Source organism: Muricauda brasiliensis (genome assembly GCF_003057865.1).
Lineage (GTDB): Bacteria > Bacteroidota > Bacteroidia > Flavobacteriales > Flavobacteriaceae > Flagellimonas > Flagellimonas chongwuensis.
Map to the genome: position 1 here is coordinate 158,691 of NZ_QBTW01000001.1, position 25,355 is coordinate 184,045.

At 42.0% G+C, this 25,355-nt stretch carries 19 protein-coding genes; 6 read left to right on the top strand and 13 right to left on the bottom strand.

From position 1 onward, the window contains the following. Positions 1 to 18: 18 nt before the first annotated feature. From DCK90_RS00710 to DCK90_RS00750, 9 genes are all read right to left on the bottom strand, one after another. On the bottom strand, positions 19 to 1,188 hold the full coding sequence (locus tag DCK90_RS00710) for an OmpA family protein (protein ID WP_234414540.1): 1,170 nt from the start codon (positions 1,186 to 1,188) through the stop codon (positions 19 to 21). A gap of 114 nt (positions 1,189 to 1,302) precedes the next feature. Next, complete coding sequence (locus DCK90_RS00715) at positions 1,303 to 1,806, bottom strand: hypothetical protein (protein WP_159075721.1); 504 nt, start codon at positions 1,804 to 1,806, stop codon at positions 1,303 to 1,305. Continuing rightward, positions 1,766 to 2,908, bottom strand: coding sequence for an N-acetyl-alpha-D-glucosaminyl L-malate synthase BshA (gene bshA / locus DCK90_RS00720; RefSeq protein WP_108244257.1), 1,143 nt, complete (start codon positions 2,906 to 2,908; stop codon positions 1,766 to 1,768). The genes DCK90_RS00715 and bshA overlap by 41 nt, the downstream gene beginning before the upstream one ends. A gap of 29 nt (positions 2,909 to 2,937) precedes the next feature. Next, entirely contained in the window at positions 2,938 to 5,850 is a 2,913-nt protein-coding gene (locus tag DCK90_RS00725; protein WP_108244258.1) for a glycoside hydrolase family 3 N-terminal domain-containing protein, read from the bottom strand. 89 nt (positions 5,851 to 5,939) lie between these two features. Further along, positions 5,940 to 6,425, bottom strand: a complete 486-nt coding sequence (locus tag DCK90_RS00730; RefSeq protein ID WP_108244259.1) for an ABC transporter ATPase — start codon at positions 6,423 to 6,425, stop codon at positions 5,940 to 5,942. A 53-nt stretch (positions 6,426 to 6,478) separates the two neighbouring features. Further along, positions 6,479 to 7,270, bottom strand: coding sequence for a (Fe-S)-binding protein (locus DCK90_RS00735; protein WP_108244260.1), 792 nt, complete (start codon positions 7,268 to 7,270; stop codon positions 6,479 to 6,481). A gap of 10 nt (positions 7,271 to 7,280) precedes the next feature. Further along, on the bottom strand, positions 7,281 to 8,606 hold the full coding sequence (locus DCK90_RS00740; RefSeq protein WP_108244261.1) for a (Fe-S)-binding protein: 1,326 nt from the start codon (positions 8,604 to 8,606) through the stop codon (positions 7,281 to 7,283). Next, entirely contained in the window at positions 8,607 to 9,599 is a 993-nt protein-coding gene (locus tag DCK90_RS00745; RefSeq protein ID WP_108244262.1) for an MlaD family protein, read from the bottom strand. It lies immediately after the preceding gene. Positions 9,600 to 9,664: 65 nt separating this feature from the next. Next, positions 9,665 to 10,885, bottom strand: a complete 1,221-nt coding sequence (locus DCK90_RS00750; protein ID WP_108244263.1) for an N-acetylmuramoyl-L-alanine amidase family protein — start codon at positions 10,883 to 10,885, stop codon at positions 9,665 to 9,667. A 128-nt stretch (positions 10,886 to 11,013) separates the two neighbouring features. Between DCK90_RS00750 and DCK90_RS00755 the strand changes: the two genes are divergently transcribed. Together DCK90_RS00755 and DCK90_RS00760 are read left to right on the top strand one after the other, a co-directional pair. Beyond that, positions 11,014 to 13,707 (top strand): putative LPS assembly protein LptD, encoded by a 2,694-nt coding sequence (locus DCK90_RS00755; RefSeq protein WP_108244264.1) that lies wholly within the window; start codon positions 11,014 to 11,016, stop codon positions 13,705 to 13,707. Positions 13,708 to 13,753: 46 nt separating this feature from the next. Continuing rightward, positions 13,754 to 14,134: a RidA family protein gene (locus DCK90_RS00760; RefSeq protein WP_108244265.1), complete on the top strand. Its 381-nt coding sequence runs from the start codon at positions 13,754 to 13,756 to the stop codon at positions 14,132 to 14,134. Here the strand turns inward: DCK90_RS00760 and DCK90_RS00765 are convergent. The 4 genes from DCK90_RS00765 to DCK90_RS00780 all read right to left on the bottom strand — a co-directional run bounded on the left by DCK90_RS00765 (position 14,127) and on the right by DCK90_RS00780 (position 21,647). Beyond that, a complete protein-coding gene (locus tag DCK90_RS00765) occupies positions 14,127 to 14,978 on the bottom strand; it encodes an N-acetylglucosamine kinase (protein ID WP_108244266.1) in 852 nt (283 codons plus the stop codon). The two genes, DCK90_RS00760 and DCK90_RS00765, sit on opposite strands and share 8 nt — an antisense overlap. Positions 14,979 to 15,051: 73 nt before the next feature. Then, positions 15,052 to 16,053 (bottom strand): type I glyceraldehyde-3-phosphate dehydrogenase, encoded by a 1,002-nt coding sequence (gene gap, locus DCK90_RS00770; protein ID WP_108244267.1) that lies wholly within the window; start codon positions 16,051 to 16,053, stop codon positions 15,052 to 15,054. Positions 16,054 to 16,076: 23 nt separating this feature from the next. Further along, the gene (gene pfkA / locus DCK90_RS00775; protein WP_108244268.1) at positions 16,077 to 17,063 is read right to left on the bottom strand and encodes a 6-phosphofructokinase; all 987 of its coding nucleotides are present in this window, start codon (positions 17,061 to 17,063) and stop codon (positions 16,077 to 16,079) included. Between the two features lie 144 nt (positions 17,064 to 17,207). After that, positions 17,208 to 21,647, bottom strand: a complete 4,440-nt coding sequence (locus DCK90_RS00780; RefSeq protein WP_199912629.1) for a translocation/assembly module TamB domain-containing protein — start codon at positions 21,645 to 21,647, stop codon at positions 17,208 to 17,210. An 84-nt stretch (positions 21,648 to 21,731) separates the two neighbouring features. Here DCK90_RS00780 and tsaD point away from each other — a divergent pair, with 84 nt between their 5' ends. The 4 genes from tsaD (at position 21,732) to DCK90_RS00800 (ending at position 25,305) form a co-directional block, all read left to right on the top strand. Further along, positions 21,732 to 22,760 (top strand): tRNA (adenosine(37)-N6)-threonylcarbamoyltransferase complex transferase subunit TsaD, encoded by a 1,029-nt coding sequence (tsaD, locus tag DCK90_RS00785; protein ID WP_108244270.1) that lies wholly within the window; start codon positions 21,732 to 21,734, stop codon positions 22,758 to 22,760. A gap of 18 nt (positions 22,761 to 22,778) precedes the next feature. Further along, positions 22,779 to 23,486, top strand: a complete 708-nt coding sequence (locus DCK90_RS00790) for a 16S rRNA (uracil(1498)-N(3))-methyltransferase (protein WP_108244271.1) — start codon at positions 22,779 to 22,781, stop codon at positions 23,484 to 23,486. 64 nt (positions 23,487 to 23,550) lie between these two features. Beyond that, complete coding sequence (locus DCK90_RS00795) at positions 23,551 to 24,201, top strand: DUF4159 domain-containing protein (protein WP_108244272.1); 651 nt, start codon at positions 23,551 to 23,553, stop codon at positions 24,199 to 24,201. A gap of 3 nt (positions 24,202 to 24,204) precedes the next feature. After that, a complete protein-coding gene (locus DCK90_RS00800; protein ID WP_108244273.1) occupies positions 24,205 to 25,305 on the top strand; it encodes an AI-2E family transporter in 1,101 nt (366 codons plus the stop codon). Positions 25,306 to 25,355 lie beyond the last annotated feature (50 nt).

Sequence of the window (25,355 nt, forward strand, 5' to 3'; positions counted from 1 at the left end):
CTTTATTAGGATTGCACTTTAAAATTCAATAATCAAGAACTCAGATCTCCGGTTTTTTGAATGCTTTTCCTCGGTACAATAAACTCCATCGGCACACTCGTTGACCAATTGTGTTTCCCCGAAAGCCGCATGGACTATCCTGTCCTTTGAGATTCCTTTGGATACCACATAATCAACTGTTCTTTGCGCTCTACGCTCGGATAGCCATTGATTATATTTTTCGGTACCCCTGGAGTCCGTATGGGCGGTTACCTTGATGTGCAAACTTGGTTCTTCCTTCATAATGGCGACCAAACGGTCCAATAGTTCTTTATCTTCAGCTGTCAAATATGATGAATTGAATTTAAAGTATACATTCCCAAGTTGGTTCAGTTTTGTTTGTAATGCTCTCTTCTCTGCTTCTTTTGCTTCCTTCTTCGCCTTTTCAGCTGCTGCCAGTTCAGCTGCTTCTTTTTCCTTTTGCAATTGTTCTGCAAGCAAACGAGCTTTTTCATCAGCTCTTGTAATGGAATCTTGAATTCTCTTTTGCTCTTTCTCCATTTCTTGTAGAAGAGCCAGTTTTTCTTGACCTTTTCGGGAAAGTCCCTTTTCCACATTGAACCTATAGGCAACGGCTACTGCATGTTGGATATGGTTGGTGACGTTTTCTGTGTCCATAGCCCATTTTCCTGTTGTATTAAAATCCAATCCCCAATGATCTGAAAACCAAGTTTTAAAACCAAGCACGCCGTTATAGGTGCCCCTGCCCTGATTATTCGCGTCGGTATATCCTGCACCGATACCAATATAGGGGTCAAAAAAACCGGTATGTCCCAATATTTTGTTCAGGTCATAGCTTAACCTAAAGTCAAAGGCCCAGTAGCCTATATCATCGGTCAAAACAACTTCATCAACCACCTTACCTTCTCTGTATCGGTTATGAGATCCGATTGCCTCCAATCCAACGCCGTTCTTAAAATAACGACCGATACTTATCCTCGACGGATAAGGAGCAATGTTCCAAGCCGAGCGAACATCAAAAAGTTCTCGAAATTCGTCTCCAGAGTCATCAACGGCATTGGTTCCAACAGAAACCATCCAATAACTTTGCACAATACTGTCCTTTTTTGTCAGTTCCATGTCTTGAGCATGTCCAAAAGTAAAACAAGCCAATGCCATTACCATAATGGTAGGACGTAGAATATGCATTCTTAATGATTTGAGGTTAACGCTTTCAAAGCTATGTTAAGCGTTCTAATCTTGGAACTTTGCCCTTTCAAGTGCGCTATTTATCGATAAGAAGTAGGAATAATATTGAAAAGACTATTCCTCAATCTTTTGAAAAACCACTGCTTTATCGACCAATGGCATTTTGTAGAGATAAAATGGGAAGTATACAGGCTGAATTGAAATTTCTTCTTCTATTGATATATTTTGGACATCCAGTGCTATCAACATTTCTTGGTCCGTTTCTTTTAATTTGGACAATTGAATCGTTTTTTCTCCATGCTGCTCACCTAAACAGACCAAAATCAACATATCCTTGGAAAAGTCGACCATTGGCACCGGCAATCCAGGTTTACGTGTTTTGTTGATTTGCTTATAAAATTTGCCCAATGTTTTTGTATCCCGTATCACACGGGTTTCAAAAGAATCAATATTTGTAAAGTTTTGATGCTCGATCAATGTCAAACCATCAATATGCTCACCAACGGTAGAGTTTGCAGACTTTTGAGCCTTGCAGGAAAGTAAGCAAATCGACGCTATGATAAAAAAGTGTTTGATATTAAAATGTGTTTTTAAAACGTGATTTAAATGCCTTTTCATAAAGGTCTTCATATAAGGGAAGAATGTGTACAATATCAAATTTGGAAGCCACATTGAATGCGTTTTCCTTGAACCTTACAAGGGTCTCATCGTCCCTCAGAATCTCAATGGCCTTTGCCGACATGGTCTCTACATCACCAACATCTGCCAGATAACCGGACACACCATCGATGTTAACTTCCGGGATACCCCCTGTGTTGCTGGAAACTATCGCCACCTTATTGATCATGGCCTCCAATGCCGCCAAACCAAAACTTTCGGTTTCAGAGGGCAACAGGAACATATCGGAGAAACAAAGAATGCGGTCAATCTCGTTGCTGTTACCTAAAAACAGGACCTTATCCTTTATCCCCAATGAATCGCACAAATCTTCCGCTTTTTCCTTTTCCGGCCCTTCGCCTACCATGATAAGTTTAGCGGGCATTTCCTTTTGGATGCGATGGAATATTTTAATGACATCGGGAATACGCTTTACCTTTCTAAAATTACTTATGTGTGTTATGATGCGTTCATTCTCCTTCGCCATCATACTACGTTGGCAATCGGTGTAGGTCTTTTTGTATTTTGTTGTTTCTATAAAATTCGGAATCACCTCGATTTCCTTCTCAATATCAAAAAGTTTTAAAGTCTCGTTCTTAAGTGCCTCGGAAACGGAAGTAACCACATCGGATTTGTTAATACTGAAGGTTACCGCTGGTTTATAAAAAGGGTGTTTGCCCACCAAAGTGATATCCGTACCATGGAGCGTGGTGATCATGGGTATAAAAATCCCATACTCCTGAAGCATTTTTTTCGCCATATATCCGGCATAGGCATGTGGAATGGCATAGTGCACGTGCAGCAGTTCAATATCATATAGTTTGATGGTGTCCACCAACTTACTGGACAGCGCCAGCTCATAAGGTTGATAGTGGAACAACGGGTATTCCGGTACATGTACCTCATGAAAATGGATATTGTTTCCCAAAAGCTCCAATCGAACGGGCTGACGGTAAGTAATAAAGTGTACTTCGTGGCCCCTTTCCGCAAGGGCAATACCCAATTCCGTGGCAACAACACCACTACCGCCAAAGGTCGGGTAACACACAATCGCTATTTTCATAAGAACAAATCTACGGCAATATTTTATACCTAATTAATAATGGAATCATAAATGGCCTGCTGTATTCGTGTCCGCAGCCCGGATTTTATGAGCAAGGTGTTCGTTGCCGACGGATAGGTCCTATTGGACAAAAACACATAAACAATTTCCTCATCAGGGTCGGCCCATGTATAGGTTCCAGTAAACCCACTGTGTCCAAAACTCTTTTGGGAGACACATCCACAGGTAGGCCCACTTTCATTCAACTGGGGCTTATCAAAGCCCACACCCCTTCTAACATTCTTGTTACAGAAATAGCACGTGTTGAACCGTTTCACCGTTCTCGCATTAAAAAACTGCTCTCCGCCATAATAACCTCCCTGTAAATACATCTGCATAATTTTGGCTACCTCGTTGGCGGTACTAAAGAGCCCCGCATGTCCACCGACTCCTCCTTGCATAGCCGCGCCCATATCATGTACATACCCTTGTACAGTTTGATATCTATAATAGTCGTCCTCTTCTGTAGGAACTATCTCTTCTTTGGGAAATTTTTTTAAAGGATTAAAGGTTGTTCGTTGTAAACCCATGGGGCTGTAGAGGAATTCATTGACCAATTCATCAATAGGCATGGCGTAGGCCTTCTCAATATATTCCTTAAAAACGTAGTAACCTACATCGCTATACCTGTACCGATTCGATTTTAGGCTTTGCCGACCGATTCTATTGTAGATCGAATCCTTGTATGATCTGGTTAGGTATAAATGCTCAGCTACTTTATATGGAAATGCTTCGGATGGATTAGGGCTATAAAACTCTGATGATGGTTTCCTGTCCTTGTCCAACGTATCCAAATAAAAAGCTATCCAGGAGGGTAAGCGCCCATAGTGAGAAAGTGCCTTTAATACAGAAACATCTTTAAGCTCCGTATCCGCATAAGCTGGAATTAGGTCTTTAAAGGTATCGTTCAAGGCTATTTTTCCTTCTTCCTCCATTTTCATGATCATGGGCAGGGTAGAAAGTATTTTTGTCAGGGAAGCTAAGTCGTAAATGGATTCTTCAGATATTCTTTCTTTAGAATCATACGTAGGGTGACCAAAGTTCTTGTTGTAAATCACTTTTCCCTTTCTCGCAATCAATACCTGCGCACCCGGAAACATTAAGGAATCCAATCCGTGCTGCATCAAGGTGTCCACCTCTGCCAAAAGCTCCGAACTCATCCCGACCCTTTCAGGAATACTGTATCCCAAACGTTGAATGGGTTCTACATCGACCCCTGTCCCAACGGGAAACTCATCGTGGGCCGATACCGGAAGCTTCCCTGTAGCCCCTGTGGCGCCAAAAATGACCTCGGCCACCTTTTCTTGCGCAATCTTGCTGTTCTGATAACCGACCACTACGCCGTCCATGGTATCAAAATTGAGGACATCCAACAACGCATAGGGCCTTGCAAAAAGGGCTAAAATAGTATTGCTAGTCCTCATACGGGAGATTTCCTCCATCCAAAAAAGTTCGTTCTGGGAAAATTTATATCCTTTCCAAGGACTCGAATTATCCTTATGGAACCCAATAATGACCAAGTTATAATTTGCCAGCTCCTTTTTATACTGGGCAATATCCTTAGCCTTAATATGGGTTACTTTAAAATATTTGTTCAATGATTCATTAAAAGTGGTTCCTGAATCGTCTCCAAAATGAACGTACGCTATCTTCTTATTGTCCAATTTTCTGATGGGCATCAGGGAGAAATTATTCTTGGCAACCGTTATGGCTGCTTCAATGGCCTCTTCATATATTACATCGTTCTCGAGCCCGTTCAAATCCTCGTACAAATTCTCCAGATTCACGGGTTTATAATTATAGAGGCCCGCCTTGTACTTGGCCATCAATATTTTTTTCACTGATTCGGCCAACCGTTCCTCCGTAATCAAACCCTCATCATAAGCTTGAACGAATGTTTCTTTGGCCTTGAGTACGTTCTCCGGCATCAACAACAAATCGTTGCCCGCCAAAAAGGCCTCCAGTTCCACTTTTCCTTCAGGAGCAAATTCGGAAACCGCCTTCATGTTCAGAGCATCCGTAATGACCAAACCTTCAAAACCTAACTGTTTTTTTAAAACTCCGGTAACAATGCTTTTTGATAATGTGGAGGGATGCCCTTCCCTGCTCTCCAAGCTGGGGACATCCAAATGTGCCACCATGGTAGAACTCAATCCGGCTTCCATTGCTTTTTTGAAGGGATACAGTTCTATGGAATCCAACCGTTCCACGGAAGAGGTAATGATAGGTAAGGATTTATGGGAATCCGTAGCGGTATCTCCATGACCTGGAAAGTGCTTGCCACTTGAAAGTACGCCGGCCTTTTCCATTCCCCGAACAAAAGCTCGTCCTTTTTTAGCGACATTTTTAGGGTCTTCCCCAAAAGACCGGTTTCCAATGATGGGATTCTGTGGATTGTTATTGACGTCAAGGTCCGGAGCAAAATTGATATGGACTCCCAACCGCTTGGCATGTTTTCCAATCTGATAACCTACCTTTTCTACGATGGTACTATCTCGAATGGCTCCCAACGTCATGTTCCAAGGAAATGCATAAGTAGAGTCCAGACGCATGGCCATGCCCCATTCAGCATCGGAACCAATCAATAATGGCACTTTAGAAACGGATTGGTATTCGTTGGTCAATTTAGCTTGTTGTACCGGTCCGCCCACCAAAAAGATAACACCTCCTATACCCTGCTTCGCAACAAGGTTCTTGACCTTATCGGTCGCAGCTTTGCTTTGATTGGATGCAACGCTTACCATGAACAACTGTCCTACTTTTTCCTGTAGAGACATGTTCGCATATTGATTTTCGACCCATGCCATTTGAGCCATCGAGTCTTTGACAATCAAGGGATTTGATTGACCAAAGGTTTGAATGCATACGAGTAGGAAAAAGGGGAATTGGAGTATTATCCGCATAAATATCTTGTCTTAAACCTCAACTTAATGCTCATAAAAATATTGCATTTCGTCGAGGAAAGTATGGAAATTAAGATAAATTAAGGGTTTTACGATACAAATCTGGAGTGCCAACTTTCGCTAGCGGGAACCTCCCAGTTTTCCAAGTATTCCTGTTTGGTAGCGACCAAATTATTGAATACGATGGTACTTGGGGAAACTGATTTGGCCTTGGCCATTTTCTTAAAATCCACTAATGGTTTATAGGCAATGTATTCTCCTTGCTTGAAAGAAACGTTCATCCTATCCAAAAGCTCCACACTATATTTTTGCTCCAAACTTTGGATAAAGTGCACAGAGGTATCAATGGAACATCCTGATGCACTGACATTGGTCTGGTCCAATCCAATTACAATAAACCGTTTGTATTTTATCTCGAACCCAGCGTGAAGATCACTGCCATGGGCCGTCCATTCCTTCAAAAAAGCGGTCAGGCTTTCCTCCAATTCTTTCTGTTCTTCGTCAGTAAAACTCCTGTTGGCTTGGTATATCCAAACTCTGGAGTGGTCTGGCAATTCATTAAAATCTGCTAGCATATATTTTTTCAATAAGGTCTCGACAATGCTCGACCTGAATTTTAAAACTTCTTTTACAATCCCTGGGAATTCGCCAATACTTCGGCTACATCCAAAACTGTGACACTGTCCTCCTTCTCATGTGCCTTGATACCATCCGTCATCATAGTGTTACAGTAAGGACATCCTGTGGCTATAATATTGGGATTGGTCTCCAAAGCACCTTTAGTCCGTAGCACATTGACATCCATATCTCCCTTTTCGGGCTCTTTGAACATTTGTGCACCACCAGCCCCACAGCACAGTGCCGTTTTTTTATGACGTTTCATCTCCACCAGTTCCGCATTGGTCTTCGTAAGCAGTTCTCTTGGTGCATCAAAAACGGAATTTGCCCTGCCCAGATAACATGGGTCGTGAAAAGTGATTCGCTTGCCTTTATACCCATCCCCGGTAATGGTCAAACGACCGTTGTCGATAAGTTCTTTAAGGTATTGTGTATGGTGCAGTACATCATAGTTCCCGCCCAAACTTGGATACTCGTTTTTTAACGTATTGAAGGAATGTGGGTCACAGGTTACAATTCGCTTAATTTCATAGCCATTCAACAACTCGATATTCATCATGGCCTGCATCTGAAACAAAAACTCGTTCCCTGCCCGTTTGGCCACATCGCCCGTTGAACTTTCTTCTGTTCCCAATACCGCAAAATCAACATTGGCCTTGTTCAACAACTTTACAAAAGCTCTTGATATTTTCTTGGCACGATCATCAAAACTACCGGCGGAACCCACCCAAAACAATATCTCTGGCTGTTTTCCTTCTGCCATAAACTCTTGCATGGTCTTAACCTTCAATTGTTCGCTCATAGTTATAGATTTATTCGTTTACCCAGTTCAGACGGTCCATTTGGTTGTACGGCCAAGGGGCTCCGTTGTTTTCGATATTGGACATCATATTGTTCAACTCGGTAGGCGCCGCGGACTGTTCCATCACCAAATATCTGCGCATTTCCACAATAATGGACAATGGGTCGATGCTTACGGGACAGGCTTGTACACATGCATTGCACGTAGTACACGCCCAAAGTTCCTCCGGGGTGATATAATCGTTTAATAATTGTTTGCCATCGGAAACAAATTCTCCGTTATTGGCATCCATGATCTTGCCCACTTCTTCCAACCGGTCACGGGTATCCATCATTATTTTTCGTGGTGATAGTTTTTTACCTGTTTGGTTGGCCGGACATTCTGATGTACATCGCCCACATTCGGTACAGGTATACGCGTTGAGCAATTGCACCCAGTTCAGGTCCATGACATCGGATGCCCCAAATTTTTCTGGCTCGGCGGCATCTTCTTCGACCGGTGCAGCATAAGGGTCTGCATCAGGGTCCATCATCAATTTAACCTCCTTGGTAACGGATTCCAGATTGTTGAACTGCCCTTGTGGCTTCACTTTACCATAATAAGTGTTAGGAAATGCCAAAAGGATATGTAAATGTTTTGAATAGTAGAGGTAGTTCAAAAAGGCCAAAATGCCCAAAATATGTAACCACCATGCTGTTCTTTCCACCAAGATCAAGGAAGATTCGGAAATATTATCCAACAATGGCACCATAAATTGACTTACTGGAAATGCTCCCGCTTCGTGATAATGCTCGGCACCCAGTTGCTGCAACTGAAAATCGGCTGCGTTCATGGTGAGAAACAAAATCATCAATACAAACTCAATGTAAAGGATCATATTTCCATCTGTCTTGGGCCATCCCTTCATTTCAGGTTTTATGAAACGTTGAATCCTGATAATGTTCCTTCGTATCCAGAAGACAATGACCGCCACGATGACCAGTAGTGCTAATACTTCAAAAGAACCAATCAAAAAATCATAAACAGAACCTAGTGGCGAAAACAATCTATGTGTTCCCAAAAGTCCATCGAGGATGATTTCCAACACTTCAATATTTATAATGATAAAGCCTACATAAACAATAACGTGCATAATGCCCGCTACAGGTCTTACCACCATTTTCGTTTGACCCAAGGCTATCCTTGCCATGTTCTTCCAACGCTGCGATTTGTTGTCGCTTACATCAACATCCTTTCCCAGCTTAATGTTCCGGGTCAACTTTTTTACGTTACGTGCAAAAAAGCCAATGCCCGCTATCAGGGCCACGGCAAATATGATATTGGGCAGATATTCCATTTACGGGTTATTTTCTTTTTGTTCGGTGGGATTTTCCTCTTGTTCAGCAGGATCGTCCTCCGGAAGTGTGTACTCCTTTTGCTTTTTACCGAATACGGAAACGTTGACGTATCGTTTTGGGTTTAGTCTAAAGTCCTGAAGCAATAAATCCAGTTCGCGCGATGCCGACGCCAAATTATTGTAGAGGGCATCGTCTTTATGCAGCTTACCCAATGAACCTTCGCCCTGCTCGATCTTGGCTAGAATACCGTTCAATTTACCTACAGTACCCTGAAACTGTTCCAAAGTTCCTCCCAAATCAGCATTGACCAAGGAGTCGGAAAGTTTTGAAAAGTTAGAGGTAATATGGCTTACATTTTTAAGAGAGCTGTCCAATTGCATTTTGTTGTTATCCAACAGAACGTTCAAATTATCGGCACTTGTCTTAAAGGATTTTACCAACTGATTTAGCGAAGCTATGGTTTCCTGAAGTTGCTTTTTGGTCGGGTCGTCCAAAATTTGGTTTACGTTCATTAACAATGAATCCGCATTGGAGACCGCCCCTTCCACCTTCATCTGCAACGGGGTCAATTTCTGTTGTACCAATTCGGTAAGTCCGGGTTTTATTTTGGACTGTAGTGTGTCTCCCGATTTTGCCGGTGGCGCATTATCCAATACCGGCACAATTTGTACTCCCTTACCACCAATAATACCCGTATCGAACAATTCTGCGATACTATTACCGGAGAACTCAAATTTGTTGGTAACGGTCAAGGTCACCAATAATTTCCCGGAGCCATCCCTGAACCTGATATCGGTGACATTACCGACATCAAAACCGTTGATCGTCACCTTTGTTCCTGGTTGCAAACCTCCTACATCATCATAAACGGCGTAAAAAGTTTTACTTTTTTCAAAAAGAGCGGAGGATTTTAAGTAGCTAAGTCCAAAGATCAAGGCCACTATTCCAGCGACTACAATGATCCCAGTTTTTATTTCCCTGGATAGTTTCAAAAGATTCGGTTTATGTTTTAAACAAAATTAGGAATAATTTTCACAAGAGGGCATTTGAAGCATTGCTACTTCAACGCGTTCGTTATCGGAACCCTTACCCCATTTTTGTATGCAACTATATAGGATGTGGTATAACCCTTTGCATCCGCATCATTTTTCAACCGTTTAGCCGCCTCATAATTGCTGGCATTACCATACATATATCTAAACATGTTCTTATATGGCTCTTTGGACAATTGGTCCAGCCCGTTAAAATTATCCGGTCTTAAAGGTATCGTTTTTCCACTTGCCATGAGCTGCACTTTAAAAACTACACCCGTATCCTTGGATTCCACAACAGTTTCTTTTTCCGATTCGGATGAAGCTGCAGTATTGGTTTCTTGTTTTACCGGCTCCTTTTCAACTATTGTTTCTTTGATTATTTCTTTAGGCGTTTCTTCTTTGACATTGTCAACAACTTCAACGTCTTCGATCTTTTGTTCATCGGGAACGGAAATTGAAGTAGTAAGGCCCATTTCTTCTTTATATGCCAAAACCGCTTTAGCAATGGCATTTCCCATTTCTTCCTGACCGTTTTTTGAATTAAGATAGCTTCCTTCATTCTTATTGGTCAAAAATCCGGCCTCGACCAAAACACTTGGCATAAAAGTCTGGTGAAGTACAATGAATCCCGCCTGCTTCACTTTTCGGTCCTTACGCTTTAACTGTTTTGTAAAATTGTCCTGAAGCTTTTTGCCCAATTGTATGCTCTGGTCCAAAAATTCTTCCTGCATAATGGTAAGACCAATTACTGATTCGGGTGAATTGATGTCGTACTCGGCATACCGTTGTTCATAATTATCCTCCAAATAGATCACAGAGTTCTCTTTCTTGGCCACTTCAAAGTTTTGACGATTGGCATGCAACCCCAATACATAGGTCTCGGTACCATACGCATCGGAACTATGGGCATTGCAATGTACGGATACAAATAAATCCGCATTGGCCTTGTTGGCAATCTCCCCTCTCTCGAACAGATCCACAAATGTATCGTCATCCCGTGTATAAACGACCTTAATGTCTTGATGCTTCTCGAGCTGTCTTCCTACATTGAGTACAATGGCAAGGGCAATTTTTTTCTCCAAATAGCCGTTTCCAATGTTTCCCGGGTCATGCCCACCATGCCCTGCATCCAAAACAACAACAAATTTATCCTTCGATTGAACCTCGGTATCATTTTTGTTGAATGAGGTCAAAGGAAGGGCCAGAAGTATAAAAACTAAAAATGCCGACCGACTTTTATTCATAAGATTTGAGTAATTATAGTGTTCAGTAATGGTTAAAAATATTGTAATCCCCAATTAGTAGAACAAAAAATATATGTAAGTTTGACCCCTGAACTGGGCCAACTAGCACAAAAATAGGATTTATCACGTTGCAACCAAATAAACATCTTTTACTTTTCCTATTTGTTCTTCTTTGCGGCATCGCTACCTTAAGTGCTCAGGAAGATCCAATTAAACCCTTGCCCATCAAGGCCATAAAGGACACAATTTATGCTCCTTTGCTTCCTGCGAACATTCTTAGCAGTTCCACCAAAACCGATTCTGTTGAAACTGATACCGTGACCAAAAAGCAACCTTTGCTATTGGATAAAATAAAATATAAAGCTAAGGATTATGTAAAGTTAAGTCAAAAGGACAATAAAATTTACCTGTACGACGAAGCGGAAATCTATTACCAGGATACCGAACTCAAAGCTGGTGTAATTGTAATGGATTACGTGAAAAACGAGGTATATGCAGGCCGCATGAAGGATTCGTTGGGCAATTACTCCCAATTGCCTTTTTTTAAACAAGGAGAACAGGAAGTTCGACCTGACTCGATACGGTTCAATTTTGATACACAAAAAGCATTGATCTGGAATTCGAGAACAGAACAAGAGGCTGGTCTCGGGCAATTGGGCAGCGACGCCATGAAAGTTTATGCCGAAAAGACCAAAAAGGAGAACGATTCCGTCTATTTCTTGAACGAAGGCAAGTTGACCACATCCAACGATACCGTTAACCCCGACTATTACATTCGGGTGCGAAAGGCAAAGTTTGTTCCTAAAAAGAAAATTATCGCAGGGTACAGTAACATGTACATTATGGATGTTCCCACACCCATAGCGCTTCCCTTTGCTTATTTTCCTTTAACCACTGGAAGGGTGGCAGGTATCCTGTTCCCTACCTTCGGTAACGACCCTAGAAGGGGATATTTTATACAAAATGGCGGGTATTACCTGCCCATTAGCGACTATGTTGATCTTAGTATCACCGGTGATTATTATACCAATGGCAGTTATGGATTGCAAGGTAGGTCCATTTACTCCAAAAGATACAAGTTCAACGGAAACGTAAATATAAGCTACGAAAACTTGGTGACCAGCCAAAAAGGTTTTGATGATTACAGTCGAACTAGCAATTATAATATTCGGATTTCCCACTCCCAAGACCCAAAGGCCAGTCCAAATTCCCGGTTTTCGGCTTCCGTTAACTTAGGTTCCAGTCAATATTATTCGAACTCCCTGAACCAATTTAACCGGAACAATTCACAAACAAACACCTTTGCATCCTCCATAAGTTACTCCAAAACATTCCCAGAATACCCGTCCGTAAATACCAGTCTTACGCTGAGCCATACGCAAAACAACCGTTCGGAGGAAAGGACGATAAACATGTCATTGCCAACTTTTCAGGCAAGTATGGAACGTATCTACCCTTTTGTGAAGCGGGATGCAGTGAAAAAAGGTGTTTTTGAGAACATCAATTTTCAGTATGATGTGAATGCACAGAACAGCATCACCACTACGGAGGAAAACTTTTTTAAAAGTGGAATGTTCGATGATGCCCGTATCGGGGCCCGCCATAGAATCCCTGTTGCTACCAACTTTAAGCTGGCAAAGTACCTTAGTGTAAGCTTGAACGGTAACTACGAGGACGTATGGACCATGGAAACCATAAGGCGCCGGTATGATGCCGAAATAGAGGAGGTAGTGACAGATACTATTTCCGGATTCGATAGGTTCAACAGGTATAGTTTCGGTACCAGTATCGGAACAACGGTCTATGGTACATGGAACCGCGGAGAAGATAAAAAAATACAGGCTTTGCGCCACGTAATGCGTCCCTCCATAAGCTATAGTTACACCCCATCCTTTGAGCAATTCTACGATAGTTATATTGATGAAGATGGAGATGAAGTGGAATACACCCCATACGAAACTAGTTTATACGGGAGACCTTCACTGAACAAAGGGAGTTCCTTGAGTTTTTCTCTTCAAAACTCCTTGGAGGCCAAGGTAAGGGACAAGGATTCCACGGCTACGGAACCGAAAAAGGTCAAAATCCTTAGCAACCTGAGTTTCAACGCCAGTTATAACCTTGAAGCAGATTCATTAAAGCTCAGTCCAATAAGTATGAGCGGTGCAACGGAAATCATAAAAAATGTGCCCATCAACTTTGCGGCAACGTTCGATCCCTATGCCATCGACAATAGTGGTAGACGAATTAATACGCTGAACATAAAAAATGGTGGAGGTATCGCCCGTTTAACATCGGCCCGAGTCAACACCAGTTTTTCCTTGAACAGCGAAATGTTCCAAAAAGGTGGGGCAAAGGAGAATACCGACGAGGAGAAACAGTCCAACTTTAGTGACAACCCATTTGCCATGGACGATGTTCGAGGGGAGCAGTCCAGGTTTGACAGAGGAAGAACCAATGAGAGGGAAAGTAATAAGGACGACGAGCAACAATTGTACAACAACAAATTACCGTGGGATGCAAGGTTCACCTATGTTGCCTCTTACAACAATAGTAATAGGCAAAGTGAGATAACCAACCACTCTCTGATGTTTTCCGGAAATATTCAGCTAACGCCGAAATGGGAAGTAGGGTTCAACTCCGGTTACGATTTAAAGAACAAGGGCTTTGCCGATACCCGATTTGCTTTTAAACGTGACCTTGGTAGTTTTAGGCTCAGTTTTGACTGGACTCCCTTTGGAAGGTACGAGCGTTGGTACTTCTTTATTGGGATAAAGAGTTCCATTTTGAGCGATATTAAATGGGAAAATAGAAGCCAGCGTTAATGGATTCTATTTTATCTTTATCCTAAATTCAATAAAAACTATTCTCATGAAAAAGATAATCAACACCTCAAAAGCACCAGCTCCAATCGGGCCATACAATCAAGCAGTACTTGTAAAAGACACTCTTTATATTTCCGGACAGATTCCGATAGACCCTGCTACGGGAAACCTTGTTGAAGGTGATATTAAAGCCGAAACCAAACAGTCCATGGAAAATCTAAAGGCTATTCTGGAAGAGGCAGGGATGACTTTTGAGCATGTCATCAAATCCTCCATTTTTATAAAGGATATGAACCAGTTTGCCCAAATCAATGAGGTGTATGGAACTTACTTTGATGCCGATACCGCACCGGCTAGGGAAACCGTTGAAGTTGCTAACCTTCCCAAGTTCGTAAACGTAGAAATATCGATGATCGCGGTTAAATAGTATCTCTGTGGAACTCCACCAAGCCTTCTATAGGCCTTCTTCTGATAACACCAAGAATCAGGTCGTTTCGCTCAATACAAGCTTTTAATTCGTCTTGCAAGAAATGTGCGATACTGCCCACGAAGCTCACAGGAACCTTTGTAGCCAGTTCATATTGCATAATATAGTTGTTAACGAACTGCTGTAGACCTTTTTCAATGACTCCCTTGCAGTAGGGATGCTCCTTGTTCTCAATAATGAACCTGGCAAAAGTGGCCAAATAGGTATTGGGGTTGGGCTGTTTGTAGAGATGCTCTTTGATTACATCGGCATCGAGATCGTATTCCTTGGCAAACTTCATTCCCAAATCCTGTGGCATTTTGTGGAAATAATAATCCCTGATCAGTTTACGTCCAAAGAAATTACCACTGCCATCATCCATTAGGATATATCCCAAAGATGTTACCTTTTGTATCAATTGGTGACCATCATAATAACTACAATTGGATCCTGTACCCAAAATACACACGATACCTTGTCTTCCAATTTTAGTAGTGGCGTAAATGGCCGCATAAGTATCTTCCCGTACCTCCGCCTTAGCATTGGGAAAGAAATCCTTGAAAATGGATTTTAAAAAATTCTTCATTCTATCGGTTCCGCAACCGGCCCCGTAAAAATAAAGTTGACGTACTTTTTCTTTGTTCTTGGACAGTTCAAAATTGTTGGCCAATCTATCCTCTATTACTTCTTTAGTAAGTACTTCCGGACTAAGTCCAAGTGTCTGGGTAACAAAAAGCTGCTCCCCTTTTTCATCAAGGGCAATCCAATCGGATTTAGTGGCGCCACTATCCACGATTAAAATCATACGTCGAGATTTAAGTATATAAACCTGAAGAGGGTTGACCCCTCTTCAGGATAAATGTTATGTAAGATATAAATTAAAGGCTAGCTGCGTGCAGAGCCAATTCTACCAATTTGTTGGAGTACCCAGTTTCGTTATCGTACCAAGATACTACCTTGAAGAATTTGGAATTCAGTTCTATCCCTGCATCAGCATCAAAAATAGAAGTCCTTACGTCTCCTACAAAGTCTTGAGAGACCACCAACTCCTCAGTGTAGCCCAAAACACCGGCCAATTCGCCTTCAGAGGCAGCCTTCATTGCAGCTTTGATACCTTCGTAAGAAGTTTCTTTTTCCAATTTAACGGTCAAATCCACTACAGAAACGTCAGCAGTAGGCACCCTAAAAGCCATACCTGTCAATTTACCTTCCAACGAAGGAATAACTTTGGTTACGGCTTTTGCCGCACCTGTTGCTGCTGGAATAATGTTCAAAAGAGCACTTCTACCTCCTCTATAATCCTTTTTAGAAGGACCATCAACCGTCAATTGGGTAGCTGTGGTAGCGTGTACCGTTGTCATCAAGGCCTCTGCTATACCGAACTCATCGTTAAGTACTTTGGCAATTGGCGCCAAACAGTTGGTAGTACAAGAAGCATTGGAAATAATGGTATCTGTTGCCTTAACATCTTTATGGTTAACACCCATTACGAACATAGGAGCATCTTTGGATGGGGCAGAGATAACTACTTTCTTGGCACCTCCATCAATGTGTGATTGGGCCATATCCAATGTGGTGAATATACCGGTACATTCTGCAACGATTTCAGCACCAACAGCGTCCCATTTCAAGTTCTTTGGGTCACGCTCGGCAGTAATTCTGATGGTATTTCCGTTTACTACCAGGTTTCCGTCCTTAACTTCTACGGTACCATCAAAATTTCCGTGGACCGAGTCATATTTCAATAGGTATGCAAGGTGTTCAACATCCAACAAATCGTTGATTGCCACAACATCCACATCACCTCTTTTTACGGTTGCTCTAAATACCAACCTTCCTATTCTACCGAATCCGTTGATTCCTATTTTCAAATTTGACATGTTTACTTTTTTTGTGTTTAAATTTAAGTTGTCATTATATCGGAAACTCTAATGAGTTCTTCGTCTATTTCTGTATGTGCCTTAATGGCTTCTGCCAATGGGGTAAGCACCAATTTAGTATCCCGAATACCGACCATTAGATTGGTTTTCCCCTCTAATATACTTTCTACTGCCTTTACTCCCATTCTACTGGCCAGCACGCGATCAAAACAAGTTGGGTTGCCTCCTCTTTGCATGTGCCCTAGCACGGAAACCCTAACATCGTAGATGGGCAGATGTTCCTCTACATATTCCTTAAGCTCAAATACGTTTTTACCAATTTTATCGCCTTCTGCAACAATAACAATACTGGACGATTTTCCAGAAGCCTTACTTCGTTTCAATGAATCCAACAAACGTTCCAATCCAAGGTTCTGCTCGGGAATCAATATTTCTTCCGCTCCGGCCCCAACACCCGCATTGAGTGCAATATGACCAACATCGCGCCCCATTACCTCAACAAAAAAGAGCCTGTTATGTGAGCTAGCTGTATCACGTATCTTATCAATGGCATCCACCACTGTGTTTATAGCGGTATCAAAACCTATGGTAAACGATGATCCCAAGATATCGTTGTCAATGGTTCCGGGAATTCCTATTACCGGAAAATTATATTCTTCTGTAAACAAAAGTGCTCCTGTAAAGCTCCCATTTCCACCGATTACCACAAAAGCATTGATACCCTCTTTGGTTAATTGGTCGTAAGCTTTCTTCCTTCCTTCCTTGGTTCTAAATTCTTCGCACCGAGCGGATTTTAATATAGTCCCTCCCTTATTGATAATGTTGTTTACGCTACGGGCATCCAAAGTTTTAAAATCTCCTTCGATCATCCCCTGATATCCACGGTAGATTCCAACACACTCAATATCCAAATATGCACAAGTACGGACTACGGAACGAATTGCGGCATTCATTCCAGGAGAGTCTCCGCCAGACGTAAAAACTCCTATTTTTTTGATTTCTGAAGCCATTCAAATTTTTAAGAGATCAAAACTAGGAAACTTTATTCAAATTTTAAATGTCTTAATAATTTATTTGTTTTTAAGGCCTCTCTCAAACGTTTTCGTAATAAATTAGTACAAAAACACTTAAAAATATAAAATATATCAGATTGATTATGGCCGATTTATGGGCTTTTCCGAAAAACGAATCAGGCTATCCTTCCCCATGACCTGAACCTGCCGCTCTTTAGGTAACGAATCCTCAACTTTTGACGGCTCTTCCCGCTTATTGAACACCTTTCTCATCAACTCTCTAAAACTATCAAAATCCACCTGGTAGGACAATCCCAGTCCTTGAGTATAGCCTTGCCGTTCGGCCAAGAATTGTTGTATTTGATTTTCCCGGTTAAATATCTTGGCACTCAAGGTACCTTCATCGTTCAATAGCACTTGTACCTCAACGTCCCCTGCAACCACGGTCTCCGAAACTCCACCTACCGGCACCCCTACTCTTCCGTTTACCAAGATTCGGTCGGATAATTGGGTGGATACCGTTACCCCTATCCTATCCTCTGTGGCAATATCTGCATTGGGATCGTTATAGCCCTGTTCGTAGGATACACCAAAGTTCAGTTTATCATTATTGCCCGAGAGAATTTGATTGAAAAGTCCCGAAGCAGTCTGAATCAGGTTGCCGGTTACGGCCTGTTGATTGATCCCTCCTGATTGCGGGTTTACAAAGGTGCCCTGCGCCAATAAAAAGAATGCGTTTCTTTCCTTGATAGTTGGGTCTTGCAACCGATACTCCAGTTCCGATTGCACAACGGATGTGGTGCCCGGAAAGTCGATATCAAACGTGATATTTGGACTTTCAAGTTCGCCATCCAATCGCACCACGACCTCGGTAGGGATTCTACCCGTGTATCCGGCATTATCCAAAAGTGGTGCGGGGTTTGCATTCAGGGAATAAACGGCTTCCAGCCCTAATTGGGCGGCCAATGGGTCTTGCTCCCACAAAATAGTTCCTCCTGGACGCACTTGGAATTTTTTATCGATAACACCACCATATTTAAAGTTATACTCCCCTGTGACCACTACGAAATCCCCATACATATTGAACTTTCCATTGGTGTTGATCTCTATCAGCAAAATACCTTCACCGGTTCCCTTCAGAGAACTCCCGGTGGTCTGGTCGACCACTATCTCCACTTCGGCCTCCGGGGTTACGGCAAGGTCAAATGCCATTTCTAGCCCTTGGTATCCTTCAAGAATCCGTTCTTCTTCCAAAGCTCCTTCGCCTCCCCGTTCTATAAAGTTGATAAAGGAATAATCACCTACGCTGGTTACATCGCTCAATGGAATCTTTAGCGAGGTTCCCCTTGCTGTGCTGGCATCCACTGATATGGTCAAAGCGTCAACAGGACCATAAATACTTCCCGTTCCATTGATAAATCCTTGTCCGTAGTACAGTGATTCCTCGTCGTACTCGGTATTCAAGATCATAAAACGATCGTTTTTGGTATCAACATCCAATCCAAGATACCAATCATCAAAACCTGTATGGCTAATGGTCCCGTCCAAGGTTGCGGTGGTTCCCTCTTCCACATCCGACAATAGCACATTTTCAAAATAAAAGGTTTGATCAAAGAGCCTTACCTGAGAGCGCGGGGCAAAATCATAGTCCACATTGAGGTATGGGATTCCGATTCCCGCATCGTTCAAAGCCAACTGTCCATTAATTGAGGGATTGTTCACATCTCCTGTAATCACTGCATCCCCACTTATAAAGCCCCGAATATTCGAAATGATATCTTGTCCCAGTGGCTTAAAGGGTTCCATGGCAAAATCCTTAAAATTGGCCGTTAGATCAAGTTCCTGTTTGTTGTTGATATTGGTTACCCTACCATTTACGCTCATGCGTTCCTTTCCATCATCATTCAGCCAAGTACTGACACCAAATTCGGTAAGATCGTTGTTCCCATAGATTCCGACCTCCAAATCACCCATTCGCATATCGTTGACGGTAAAGTTTTTGATATTTAGGCTGGAGGTGGGCAAATAGTTGCCATCTTTCTGCAAAATGTTGAGAAACCCCTCTACTTCTCCATTGAGCTTTAAACTATCTATAGTCGGAGTGATCTTGTTGAGGGAAACCAATTTGAACTGAAGATCTAAATCCTTATATGTCGAATCTGCCAACTCGCCCCTTAACCGAATCTGTTCCTCGTTATTGTTGTCCATCACCACATCCTCTATCCGGATGCTGTCCAAGGAACTATTGAAGATGACCTTGTTCTTGTCGTTTCCATTTTTGTTAAGTACCCACGTATTGCCCTTGAAACTCACATCCGATTTTTTTAGACCGATCACCGAACGATTGTTCTCGTTGAACGTATGGTAAAAATTGAGGTTGTAACTGTCATTGAACTCGCTCCCTCCTTTGAACTCCGTTCTAAAGAAAAGCGTATCCTTCAAGGTGGTATTGATCAAACTAAAATCCTTGATATCATAATACACCGTGGACATGTCCTCAACGGATACAAAGGTATTGAACAACGGGTTTTTATTATCGATCTTTAATTCAATATTATCGAACTTGTTCCCAAACGCTTCAATACTGGGAGATCTAAAGGTGAGCTTGAAATCACTTTGGTCGGCCTGAATGGCCCCACGGATAAATGTGTTGGCATCAAAAGTGATTTCCGGCACGAACACATCCACGATTTTATTGTAAATCCTAAAATTGAAATCGAGGTATTGCCCATCGGAAATCTTGAAGGGTTGATAGTTAGTATAAATGCTTCCCACGGAGTTCTGAACCAATTGGCCCAGCTCATTTATTTTAAAGCTGCCCCTCATGTATCCTGTAATAATATCCGGGGAGTTGATCTCTATGGTACGGATAGTATCGCTATCAAAAGAGGATACTACACTAAAATCCTCAAAATAATAGGTGTCATTTTTATTTTGATATGTGGTGTTGGAAAATCGCAATTGTCCGGCCATATCGTCCAGATTGTTGCCTTCGATATCCATGTTAACGTGCCCCTTGAAAATTGAAATGCTATCGTTGATGAATTTCAAGGCTTTTAAATCCGCATAATCGACGGCTGCAACAAAATTGAATTTGTTCTCACGCTCACCAAAGTTGGCCAACCCTTGAAAATCGAATCTGAAGTTTTCGTCGTTACAGAGAAGGACCCCATCGAACAATTGATTCCTTAGGATACCTGATACTTTTATTTTATTGTATTCGTAGCCATTGAATTCAAATTTGTAAACATCACCCGAAATCTCCGTGTTCAAACTCTCTGCTACAAAGCCTTTTCCTTCAACATTCATGTCCATCGACGCCAGCCCTAATTGGTCATTGTCTATAAACTCTCCAAGGTTGAAATCTATCAAGGATATAAATCCAATGTAAGAAGCATCTTCAATAGTCTGCACATTTGTCATTTGCAAATCAACATAACTATCCCCTACCGCAGTATTCAGGTTCACAGTAACATCTATTGAGGTCTCCGTGATCTCAGTATCTCCACGGACGGTGAACTGCCCGAGTTTTTGTACGGACGAAGGAATATTGTCTCCCAAAATTTTGGGCAGGATGCTCCGTAGCTGATAGTAGCTGGAGGTGAGGTTATCTATATCGCCCCGAAGTACGAAAGGAGCCTGCTCGCTGAACATGTTGTCGAATCTGAAATCTCCCCTGATACCTGTATTGTCCGTAAAAAGAAACAGATCATCTACTTGAAGCTGATTAAGTTTACCGCTAAAATTCCCAGTAAAATTCACAATCTTATCTTGCCCAAACTCATCGAAAAAGGCATTCACTTCGTTAAGGGCAACAGTGGATTCTGTGAAATTTGCCTCTATTTCCACCAAATCAACAAAGTTTGCCAAATCCTCACGGTCGTACTTAAACATGAGGTTACCCTTGAGCTCGGACTGCTCAGTGTCTATCAATAGGGAATCAAAACGCATGTATTCCGTGGTATATTGAAAATCGGCAGCCAGTTTCTCTAACCGGATACCCCTTTTGGCCAACGTGGACAAGTTTTCAATTTTTAAAGAAACATCCGGTCCAAGGATTTGAAAATCATGTGCCAGAATATCTATTTCGGAAAAGTTCAACACTTCGGCAGCTTCCAAGTTTTCATCGACCAACCTGAACTTTCCATTATGGATCTCCACCTCTCCCGATGACAAGAAAAATGGAGGAGTGCCTGGGGCACGGGGCTTCCCATCATCCAACTTATCCACAAAAACATCCAGATTGGTCTGAGACTCGTCTTTGTACGTCTTTAAATTAAAGGTGAGACCGTCCAACTCCATATCGCCAAATTCCATTTTATTATTGGCCATGTTCCTCAGGTTTAGAATGGAGGTAGTGAGTTTGCGTATATAAAAGAGGGTATCCTGTTTATAGTCTTCAACATAAACGCCTTTCAACCCCGCATTTAAATTAAATAGCGATATACTAACCCTATCAACTTGGATATTGGTCCCAAACTCTTCGTTCAACCTATCCGTTGCATATTTTCCCAGTCTGGTCTGTACCGATGGCATGGAAAGCACCAATGACCCCAAAACCAGAATAAGGATGATGGCCATTAGGATACGCAACAGTATTTTACGAAGTTTTTTGATAGGGCTTTTATGTTTTACCTTTGATGACCAATTTTTGTTCCAAAACCTGTGGAAAATTCAAAAAAATATATTCTAGCAATCGAATCATCCTGCGATGATACTTCGGCGGCCGTACTTTGCCATACAAAAGTACTGAGCAATGTTGTAGCCACACAAGAAATCCACAAGCAATATGGAGGTGTCGTCCCCGAGTTGGCATCCAGGGCCCATCAACAAAATATTGTTCCCGTGGTGCACCAAGCCTTGGCCAAGGCAAATATCGATAAAAAACAACTATCTGCCATAGCATTTACCAGAGGCCCCGGACTTATGGGATCATTATTGGTAGGGACTTCTTTTGCCAAGTCCTTGGCACTTGGGTTGGACATTCCCTTGATCGAGGTCAACCATATGGAAGCACATATTCTTGCCCATTTTATAGAAGATGAGGCGCAGAGGGCTCCTTCTTTTCCTTTTTTGGCCATGACCATTAGCGGTGGACACACACAAATTGTAAAGGTGACCGACCATTTTACCATGGAGGTTTTGGGTGAGACCTTGGACGATGCAGTTGGTGAGGCTTTTGATAAAAGTGCCAAATTAATGGGACTGCCTTATCCGGGAGGCCCACTCATCGACAAATATGCGAAGCTGGGAAATCCGACCGCCTTTACCTTTCCCAAACCAAAGGTCGATGGTCTAAATTTCAGTTTTAGCGGATTAAAAACCAGTATTCTTTACTTTTTGCAACGCGAGTCCCAAAAGAACCCTGATTTTGTGACAGAGAACATAAACGATATTTGCGCCTCGGTACAGTATACCATTTTGGAAATACTAATGGAAAAGCTGCAAATGGCTGTTGAGCAGACCAATATAACCCAAATTGCCATTGGTGGAGGAGTTGCCGCCAATTCAGGAATCCGTGGGAGATTAAGAGATGCTGAGGAAAACTTGGGCTGGCAAACCTTTATTCCTAAATTTGAGTATTGCACGGACAATGCCGCCATGATCGGTATTGTGGGATACCTCAAATTCAATAAAGGGGAATTTACCCAACAAAATATTGCCGCCAAAGCAAGATATGCCATAGGCAGCTAACTAATTTAAACCTTAGCTATGCAACTTTTTTACAACGCCAAATTGGACAATAGCGCCAAGCAATTTGTTTTTCCTCCGGACGAGAGTAAACACATCGTAAAGGTGCTCAGAAAATCCGAAGGGGATACAGTCCAAATCACTAATGGCAAAGGCTACCTCTTCGAGGCAGAGATTTTGGAGGCGGACCAAAAAAGGTGCAAGGTGCGCATTATTTCGGAAATTAGGACCATTCCCAAGAGATACAAACTGCACATGGCGGTAGCCCCGACCAAAATGAACGACCGCTACGAATGGTTTTTGGAAAAGGCTACGGAAATTGGCGTGGATGAGATCACTCCTATCGTTTGCGACCATTCTGAAAGAAAGACCATCAAACTGGAGCGGATGGAAAGAGTGCTGCAATCGGCCATGAAGCAATCTTTGCAAACCATTTTACCCAAAATCAATCCACCCATTTCTTATAAAGAATTCATGGAAACAAATATTTCTGTGGGCTTCAAGTTCATTGCACATTGCCAGAACGGGGAAAAGATGGAATTAAAACGAAGAGTTATCGCAGATAACGATGTCACCATACTTATTGGTCCCGAAGGTGACTTCTCCAAAGAAGAAATCGATTTGTCCAAAGAAAAGGGCTATGTCCCCATTTCCTTAGGTCAAAATAGACTCCGTACCGAGACTGCTGCAATTGTAGCCTGCACAACAGTTGCCATTATCAACAACTAAACACCGACACTTCATTTTTTTTACAAATGATTATCCTATTTTTAGGGTCGGTTAACCACTCTTCATGAAAAAGAATTTGATTTTTATGGTCTTGCTGGTGCTATTTGCATTAAATATGTCCATTGGTCAGCAAATAGCCATTCTCAAATACGGAGGTGGTGGCGATTGGTATTCAAACCCCACGGCACTACCCAACCTGATTGAGTTTTGCAACACCAACATTGACACCAAAATAGATGTGCAACCCGAAACTGTTGAGGCCGGGAGCATTTCTATATTCAAATATCCTTTTTTGCACATGACCGGCCATGGAAATGTGTTTTTTAATGATGATGAAGTCCAAAATTTACGGACCTATCTTTTATCCGGTGGGTTTCTGCATATTGATGACAACTACGGTATGGAACCCTATTTAAAAAGAGAACTGGAAAAACTATTTCCGGACAGGCAATTGGAAGAGCTTGGGGGGAACCATCCCATTTTTTCCCAAAAGTTCACTTTTCCCGATGGATTGCCCAAAATCCATGAACACGACGGCAAGCGTCCACAGGCGTTCGGCATCTTTGAAAAGGGACGACTTGTTTTGCTGTATACCTACGAATCCGATCTTGGTGATGGGTGGGAAGATCCTACCGTACATAACGACCCTGAAGAAGTTAGGACAAAGGCTCTTCAAATGGGGTCAAACATTATTGAGTATGTATTTAAAGGTTGATCAATGAACTCAAAAACAATAGCCAACGGAATATTGAGGGCTGTAGCCATAATGGTAGGTGCAGTACTGATTTGCTGGTTCTTTTATAAAATACAGTCCGTACTGGCCTATTTGGCCATAGCGGCCGTAATAGCCTTGCTTGGGCGCCCTGTTGTCAGGTTTTTGAGGGACAGGCTGAAATTTCCGAACACATTTGCGGTCGTGATCACCATGATATTTATGTTGTCCCTTTTCTTGGGAATACTTGCGCTATTTATCCCGCTTGTTGCCGAACAGAGCAAAAACCTTTCCCTATTGGATATGGAAACGCTCAAAAACGATCTTAATTCGCTGTACCTTCAAACATTGGATTATTTTGGAGCATCCACACGAAGTGTGAACAATATGCTTGACGAATCTAAAATCGAAGAAAACGTGCTCAAGGGACTGGACCTAAAATTTATTCCCAACTTCATCAATTCGATTATCAATGTTTTGAGCAATTTTAGCATTGGCCTGTTTTCAGTACTCTTCATCTCTTTCTTTTTTTTAAAGGACAGTAAATTGATGCAAAACGGTATCCTGACCTTTGTTCCCGATGACAAGGAAAGTAATCTGGTTAAATCCGTTGACAAGATCAATAATTTACTTTCAAGATATTTTGCCGGTATCCTATTACAACTGTTCATTCTCTTTGTAATTTACACTATTTCGCTCTTGATCGTAGGCGTTGAAAACGCAATCGTGATCGCGTTCCTTTGTGCCCTTTTCAACATCATCCCATACATAGGTCCGATCATAGGCGGGGTAACTATGGTTCTTTTAACAATGACCACTTTTATCGATGCCGATTTCAGCACCGTAATTCTCCCGAAAGCGATGTATGTTTTAATAGGTTTGACCGTGGGACAATTGATCGATAATTTCTTCTCCCAACCCTTTATTTTTTCCACAAGTGTTAAATCGCATCCGTTGGAAATCTTCTTGATCATTATCATCGCCGGACTTCTTTTTGGCGTGGTGGGAATGGTTGTTGCTGTTCCTGGATATACAGCGATCAAAGTAATTTTGAAGGAGTTTTTAGCCGAAAACTCCTTTGTTAAAAAACTAACTAAAAACCTATAGTTTTAGTTTGAATAAACTAATTTTAAATACTGGTCCACAGGAATTTATAC

Coding starts and splice junctions, on each gene's coding strand:
- DCK90_RS00735 (WP_108244260.1), bottom strand. CDS start 7,270: ATGAGCGAACAATTGAAGGTTAAGACCATGCAAGAGTTTATGGCAGAA.
- pfkA (WP_108244268.1), bottom strand. CDS start 17,063: ATGGCTTCAGAAATCAAAAAAATAGGAGTTTTTACGTCTGGCGGAGAC.
- DCK90_RS00780 (WP_199912629.1), bottom strand. CDS start 21,647: ATGGCCATCATCCTTATTCTGGTTTTGGGGTCATTGGTGCTTTCCATG.
- DCK90_RS00730 (WP_108244259.1), bottom strand. CDS start 6,425: ATGCTAGCAGATTTTAATGAATTGCCAGACCACTCCAGAGTTTGGATA.
- DCK90_RS00765 (WP_108244266.1), bottom strand. CDS start 14,978: ATGATTTTAATCGTGGATAGTGGCGCCACTAAATCCGATTGGATTGCC.
- bshA (WP_108244257.1), bottom strand. CDS start 2,908: ATGAAAATAGCGATTGTGTGTTACCCGACCTTTGGCGGTAGTGGTGTT.
- DCK90_RS00725 (WP_108244258.1), bottom strand. CDS start 5,850: ATGCGGATAATACTCCAATTCCCCTTTTTCCTACTCGTATGCATTCAA.
- DCK90_RS00740 (WP_108244261.1), bottom strand. CDS start 8,606: ATGGAATATCTGCCCAATATCATATTTGCCGTGGCCCTGATAGCGGGC.
- DCK90_RS00710 (WP_234414540.1), bottom strand. CDS start 1,188: ATGCATATTCTACGTCCTACCATTATGGTAATGGCATTGGCTTGTTTT.
- DCK90_RS00795 (WP_108244272.1), top strand. CDS start 23,551: ATGAAAAAGAATTTGATTTTTATGGTCTTGCTGGTGCTATTTGCATTA.
- DCK90_RS00760 (WP_108244265.1), top strand. CDS start 13,754: ATGAAAAAGATAATCAACACCTCAAAAGCACCAGCTCCAATCGGGCCA.
- DCK90_RS00800 (WP_108244273.1), top strand. CDS start 24,205: ATGAACTCAAAAACAATAGCCAACGGAATATTGAGGGCTGTAGCCATA.
- gap (WP_108244267.1), bottom strand. CDS start 16,053: ATGTCAAATTTGAAAATAGGAATCAACGGATTCGGTAGAATAGGAAGG.
- DCK90_RS00715 (WP_159075721.1), bottom strand. CDS start 1,806: ATGAAAAGGCATTTAAATCACGTTTTAAAAACACATTTTAATATCAAA.
- DCK90_RS00750 (WP_108244263.1), bottom strand. CDS start 10,885: ATGAATAAAAGTCGGTCGGCATTTTTAGTTTTTATACTTCTGGCCCTT.
- DCK90_RS00790 (WP_108244271.1), top strand. CDS start 22,779: ATGCAACTTTTTTACAACGCCAAATTGGACAATAGCGCCAAGCAATTT.